Origin of the sequence: Paracoccus sp. UBA889, from assembly GCA_002294185.1 — a bacterium.
Taxonomy (GTDB): domain Bacteria; phylum Pseudomonadota; class Alphaproteobacteria; order Rhodobacterales; family Rhodobacteraceae; genus Paracoccus.
In genome coordinates this window covers 53,080-56,732 of record DBFD01000079.1, presented here as the reverse complement: position 1 = coordinate 56,732, position 3,653 = coordinate 53,080, and the positions used below count along the sequence as shown (strand labels likewise).

Genomic DNA, 3,653 nt, shown 5'->3' with positions numbered 1-3,653 from the left:
GGAATCCGGCGCGATGGAGGTCTTCAAGGCCGAGATGGGCGACGACGACAAGGCCGAAGAGGCCTGCATGACCCTGCGCACCGATGGCGTCGCCGTGGATATCGACGGCGACTACACCGAGACGCTGTCGCGCATCGACAGCGCACCAAACGGCATCGGCGTGTTCGGCCTGTCCTTCTACGAAAACAACATGGACAAGCTGAAGGTGGGCACCATGTCGGGCGTCGCGCCTTCGACCGAGACGATCGCCTCTGGCGAATACCCGGTTTCACGACCGCTGTATTTCTATGTCAAGAAACAGCATATCGGCACGATTCCGGGGCTGGAGGATTATGTCCAGTTCTTCGTCTCGGACGCGCTGGCCGGTCCGGATGGTCCGCTGGCCCAGTATGGCCTTGTCTCGGATCCTGAACTGGCCGCGACGCAGGACGCCGTGGCCAACCAGACAACCATCGACATGCCCTGACCGGGCGCCGGGCGACGCGGGTCCGCCTCGCGCCGCCCCTCCTTGCTTCGCCAAGAGGAAATCCCGATGCCGATGTCCTGGGCGCTTTTCATCGCAGCAGTCCTGGCCGCCGCCGGTTATCTGGTTGGTCGCGGCCGCGCATTCTCGGTCGCTGGCCCGGATGTCCGCGATCTGCACAGTCGCCCCGTCTATCATGGCGCCGGCGTCGCGCTGCTGACCCTGACCCCGGCTGTCGCCGTGCTGGTCGTTGCCGCGGGGCTGCGCATGACGGGTATCCTGACGGCCGAGGCCGGAACCCTTGTCGGCGTTTTTGCCATCGCGGCTTCTCTGGCCGGGCTTGGCTGGGGCGTCAGCCGGATCGGCGTCGGCTTCAAGGCGCGCAACACGGTCGAAGCGATCGTTCTTGGTCTGCTGATCCTGTGCTCGACCATCGCCATCCTGACCACGGCGGGGATCGTGCTGTCGATGCTGTTCGAGACCGGCAGCTTCTTTCGCAAATACAGCTGGACCGACTTCTTCTTCGGCACCGAATGGACGCCGCGCTTTCAGGGAAACTCCCGGCTTGGCCTCCTGCCGCTGTTGTGGGGCACGCTGTATATCAGCCTGATCGCCCTGCTGGTCGCGGTGCCCATCGGGCTTTTCGCCGCGATCTACATGTCCGAATATGCCACGCGCCGGGTGCGCGCCATCGCCAAGCCCGCGATCGAGGTTCTTGCCGGCATCCCCACCATCGTCTACGGCCTTTTCGCGCTGATCACGGTCGGACCGATGCTGCGCGACTATTTCGCCCAGCCGCTGGGCCTTGGCAATTCCGGATCCTCGGTGCTGACGGCGGGACTGGTCATGGGGATCATGCTGATCCCCTTCGTCAGTTCGCTCAGCGACGACATCATCAACGCCGTCCCGCAGAGCCTGCGCGATGGCGCGCTTGGCCTTGGGTCCACACCCTCCGAGACCATCCGCCAGGTCGTCCTGCCCGCCGCCCTTCCGGGAATCGTGGGCGCGGTCCTGTTGGCGGCGTCCCGCGCCATCGGAGAGACGATGATCGTGGTCCTGGGTGCCGGTGCCGCGGCCAGAATGAGCCTGAATCCCTTCGAGGCGATGACGACGATCACCGTCAAGATCGTCAGCCAGCTGACCGGCGACAACGATTTCGCTGCGCCCGAGACGCTGGTCGCCTTTGCCCTCGGCCTGACCCTGTTCGTGATCACGCTGGGGTTGAACATCGTCGCATTGTATATCGTGCGCAAATATCGCGAGCAGTACGAATGACCGATCTTCCGATCTCCGCAGGCGGTGATGCCAGACCGCGATCCTCGTTGCTGGTGGCCGATGCCCGCACCCGCCGCCGCAACGCCGCCGAGAGACGGTTTCGCCGCTATGGCGCCATCGCCATCGGCGTGGCCATGGTTGCGCTGGTCGTTCTGCTGACCACGATCATCTCCGGCGGTGCCGGCGCCTTTCGTCAGACCTATCTTTCGATCCCGGTCGCCCTGCCCGCCGCAAAGCTGGATCCCAAGGGCAACCGCGACCCGGGCGAGATGGCAAAGGTTCTGACGCTGACCTATGGGCCGGTTCTGGACACGGCGGTCGAACAGGCGATCGCCGATACCGGCATCCAGATCCCCGACCTGTCCGCGAAGGATATCGACGGGCTGATTTCACGAGAGGCGTCGGCGCAGTTGCGCAACCGGGTGCTGGCCAATCCTGACCTGATCGGGCAGGTGGTCGATGTGAACGTGCTGGTGAACGGCCGGGTGGATGGCTATTTCAAGGGCCGCGTCAGCATGGAAAGCGCCGCCGCCGACAACAACACCTCGCCCCGTCAGCTCCAACTGGCCGAGGCGTTGCGCGACCGCGGCCTGCTGGTGACGCGCTTCAACTGGAATTTCCTGACCAATCCCGATGCCTCGGACCAGCGGCCCGAAGCCGCGGGCGTGGGCGTGGCGATCCTGGGTTCGCTCTACATGATGCTGGTGGTGCTGTTCCTGGCCGTGCCCATCGGCGTCGGAGCCAGCATCTATCTTGAGGAATTCGCCCCCAGGAACCGCTGGACCGACGTGATCGAGGTCAATATCTCGAATCTCGCCGCCGTGCCGTCGATCGTCTTCGGCATCCTCGGGCTGGCGGCCTTCATCAACTTCGCCGGATTGCCGCAATCGGCGCCCATCGTCGGCGGCCTCGTGCTGACGCTGATGACGCTGCCGACGATCATCATCTCGACCCGCGCGGCGCTGAAGGCGGTGCCGCCCTCGATCCGCGATGCGGCACTTGGGGTGGGGGCGTCAAAGATGCAGTCGGTCTTTCATCACGTCCTGCCGCTGGCCATGCCCGGCATCCTGACCGGAACCATCATCGGGCTGGCGCAGGCCCTGGGCGAGACGGCGCCGCTGCTGCTGATCGGCATGGTCGCCTTCGTCAAGAACTTCCCGGCGGCGCCGCCGGAGGGTCTGTTCGACCCCGCCTCGGCCCTGCCCGTGCAGGTCTATAACTGGACCCAGCGGGCTGATCCCGCCTTCATCGAGCGTGCCTCGGGCGCGATCATCGTGCTGTTGGTCCTGCTGATGTGTATGAACCTGCTGGCGATCTGGCTGCGCCGCCGGTTCGAACGCCGTTGGTAATCCGGGCGAAGGAGGACAATATGTACGACACGAACCGCCCGGAGAGTGCAGTGAACCAGTTGAACAACAAGATTTCGGCCAGGGGTGTGCAGGTCTTTTACGGCGATACACATGCCATCAAGGACGTGGATGTCGATATCCTCGACAAGACCGTGACGGCCTTCATCGGCCCCTCGGGTTGCGGCAAGTCGACCTTTTTGCGCTGCATCAACCGGATGAACGACACCATCCCGATCTGCCGCGTCGAAGGCAGGATCACGCTGGACCACGAGGATATCTACGACCGTCGCGTCGATCCGGTGCAATTGCGCGCCAAGGTTGGCATGGTGTTCCAGAAGCCGAACCCGTTTCCCAAATCCATCTACGACAACGTGGCTTACGGGCCGCGCATTCATGGCCTGTCGCGCAACCGCGCCGAACTGGACGAGATCGTGGAACGCAGCCTGCGCGGCGCGGCCCTGTGGAACGAGGTCAAGGACCGGCTTTCCGAACCCGGCACCGGGCTGTCGGGTGGCCAACAGCAGCGCCTGTGCATTGCCCGCGCGGTCGCGACATCGCCCGAGGTG

At 64.5% G+C, this 3,653-nt stretch carries 4 protein-coding genes; all 4 read left to right on the top strand.

Annotated features, from left to right (window positions below):
* Positions 1–466: substrate-binding domain-containing protein (locus tag B4L36_RS16095; RefSeq protein WP_292959165.1), on the top strand; the 466-nt coding region annotated here is incomplete at its 5' end.
* A gap of 66 nt (positions 467–532) precedes the next feature.
* Positions 533–1,738, top strand: coding sequence for a phosphate ABC transporter permease subunit PstC (gene pstC / locus B4L36_RS16090; RefSeq protein WP_292959164.1), 1,206 nt, complete (start codon positions 533–535; stop codon positions 1,736–1,738).
* The gene (gene pstA, locus B4L36_RS16085; RefSeq protein ID WP_292959163.1) at positions 1,735–3,087 is read left to right on the top strand and encodes a phosphate ABC transporter permease PstA; all 1,353 of its coding nucleotides are present in this window, start codon (positions 1,735–1,737) and stop codon (positions 3,085–3,087) included. Before pstC ends, pstA begins: the two co-directional genes overlap by 4 nt.
* A gap of 20 nt (positions 3,088–3,107) precedes the next feature.
* Positions 3,108–3,653, top strand: a 546-nt coding sequence (locus B4L36_RS16080) for a phosphate ABC transporter ATP-binding protein (protein ID WP_292959162.1), incomplete at its 3' end; no start/stop codon positions are given.

What these genes read in the sequence shown, in the direction of transcription:
- pstA (WP_292959163.1), top strand. Translation starts at nt 1,735, where the DNA reads ATGACCGATCTTCCGATCTCCGCAGGCGGTGATGCCAGACCGCGATCC.
- pstC (WP_292959164.1), top strand. Translation starts at nt 533, where the DNA reads ATGCCGATGTCCTGGGCGCTTTTCATCGCAGCAGTCCTGGCCGCCGCC.